Source organism: Rhodococcus sp. T7, from assembly GCF_009872365.1.
Taxonomy (GTDB): domain Bacteria; phylum Actinomycetota; class Actinomycetes; order Mycobacteriales; family Mycobacteriaceae; genus Rhodococcus_F.
Map to the genome: position 1 here is coordinate 734,497 of NZ_WXYH01000389.1, position 2,608 is coordinate 737,104.

Here is a 2,608-nt window from a genome sequence, read left to right on the forward strand (position 1 = left end):
AGGATGTGATCCGGCGGGTGCTGGCCCACCACGCCGAGCAGACTCGGCGGGCGGTTGAGCGGGCCCGCCCGGCCCCGGCGCCCGGCTACCGGCCGGAGACGCTGGACGCCCTGTTCGGCAATGGCGTGTCGTGACCGCCACAGTTGATGAAGCGCGCCTACTGGCCGGGAGACCGCCGACAGGGCGGGACGCGGCCCGCATTCGTTTCCCGGCCCGGCCTTCTCCGGGGACCTGGCCGGCCACCGGTCAAAGCCGCGACGCGGTGTGGGATCGATTGACCCGCGCACCTTTTGTGGTGGACAACGCCCACACCCAGAAGATCCGCCTCCGAGGGTTGACGTTTCTGCTGGACTGGTTGGAGGCCCAGCCGGGCGGGACCTGGCAGGAGCGCTGGCTTGCCAGCGGAGCCGACTCCGCAGGCGCGGGATGGCGCAAGATCCCGGCCCGATGGCTGCAGGAGCACGGCCTGGTCGCCGAATGGCGGTTGGAAGCGCTGACCTCGGCGTTGTTGGTGGCGATCAGCGCAGATCTCGTGCGCCCCGCGCTGGGTTGGCTGGTGGCCAAAGCGACAGGCCCGGGAAGCCTGGTGCGTCACCTGGCACAGACGCGTGACCCCGACGGGTTCGCCAGGCTGCGGATCCTGTGCGACGCGGATCCCCACGTCTCCTCGATCGCCAACAGCCACACCTTGTATCGCGCCGCCGAGATCATCGCGGCCAAGGGTGGCCTGCTGGCCGACGTCACCGTCGGGGACGTCCTGGAGTTGCTGGACGTCGAACTCGACACGCTGGCATCGGTGTCCGGGGACGCCGCCGTGTTCTACCGGCTGCTGCGCACGGCAGGTGTCGTCGGCCCAGACTCGCCGTCGACGCTGCGGGAGGTACGGGGCACCGCTGGACCGCGCACACCCGAGGAACTGATCGACCGATACGGCCTCGTCTGCCGTCCGATCCGTGATGTGCTGGTGGACTATCTGCGGGAGCGTCAGCCGTCGCTGGACTACTCCAGCATGGAAGGCCTCGCGTGCGCGTTGGGGGCGCGATTCTGGAAGGACTTGGAGATCCACCATCCCGGCATCGACAGCCTCCGCCTGCCCGACGAGGTCGCCGCCGCCTGGAAACAACGACTGCGCACCAAACAGAAGACGATTACGGCGAAGACCGGGGAGAAGGTCACCGTCGACGTCCCACGGCTGAACTATCGGGAGTGCCTGATCCCGATCCGGGCGTTCTACCTGGACTTGGCCCAGTGGGCCGTCGACGACCCGGGCCGCTGGGCCCAGTGGGCGGTTCCCTGCCCCATCAAGGAAGAAGAGGCGAACAGGCGAAAGCTCCAGCGGCACCGCAAATCCCGTATGGATGCCCGCACCCGGGAACGGCTACCCGTTCTGCCGACCCTGGTGCGCACCGTCAATGAGCACCGCAAAGCAACCGAGATGCTCCTGCAGGCAGCCCGCCATACCCAGCCTGGGGAGCCGTTCACCGCAGCCGGGCAGACACTGATCCGCTCCGTCACCGGCCACAAAGCCATCCGCGGCAAGGTCTGGGCGGAGGACCCCGTCACCGGCAAGCGACGCGACCTCGAACTCGAAGAAGATCACGCCTTCTGGGCCTGGGCGATCGTTGAAGTTCTGCGGGCCACCGGCATCCGGGTCGAGGAGCTGCTGGAACTCTCGCACCACAGCTTTGTGCAATACCGCCTTCCCACCACCGACGAAATGGTGCCGCTGCTACAGATCGTCCCATCCAAGACCGACGAGGAGAGACTCCTGTTGGTCTCGCCGGAATTGGCGGACGTGCTCAGCGCAGTCATCCACCGGGTCCGCGACCACACCGGCAAGATCCCACTGATCGCCTCCTACGACTGGCAGGAATGCGTATGGCTGCCACCGTCGCCGTTGTTGTTCCAGCGCCGATTCGGCGCCGAGCGCCGCAGGATCAGCCCCGACGTCGTTCGCGACATTCTCGCCGCCGCATTGGTCCGCACCAGACTTACCGACCCGTCAACTGATGAGCCATTGCGATTCACGCCCCATGATTTCCGAAGGCTGTTCATCACTGACGCGATCATGAGCGGGCTGCCACCGCATATCGCCCAGGTGATCGCCGGCCACCGCGACATCAACATCACCATGGGCTACAAAGCTGTCTATCCGGACGAAGCCATCCAGTCTCATCTGGCGTTCCTTGCCCGACGGCGGGCCATGCGGCCCACCGAAGAATACCGCGTCCCCACCGATGCCGAATGGCAGGAATTCCTTGGCCACTTCGAGCGCCGCAAGGTCTCCACAGGAATCTGTGGGCGCGCGGTCGGAACACCATGTGTCCACGAGCACAGTTGCCTACGTTGCAGCATGCACTGGCCGGAACCCGGCCAACGGCAACGCATTGTCGAGATCCGAGACAATCTGATCGCCCGCATCGCCGAAGCCGAACACGAAGGCTGGCTCGGCGAAGTCGCAGGACTCCGGATCAGCCTCGCCGGAGCCAACGACAAGCTCGCCCAAATCGACCGGCGCTCGGACAACGACTCCGTCAACCTCGGCGTGCCGAACACGCAACGTCCGAAAACCTCACAAACGCACCATAATCCTTAGTTCAGAGAAGCC

The 2,608-nt window shown here is 66.0% G+C and carries 1 protein-coding gene; it reads left to right on the forward strand.

Annotated elements, in window-relative coordinates:
- Positions 1–274: 274 nt before the first annotated feature.
- The gene (locus MLGJGCBP_RS47470) at positions 275–2,596 is read left to right on the forward strand and encodes a tyrosine-type recombinase/integrase (protein WP_236581721.1); all 2,322 of its coding nucleotides are present in this window, start codon (positions 275–277) and stop codon (positions 2,594–2,596) included.
- Positions 2,597–2,608: the final 12 nt, after the last annotated feature.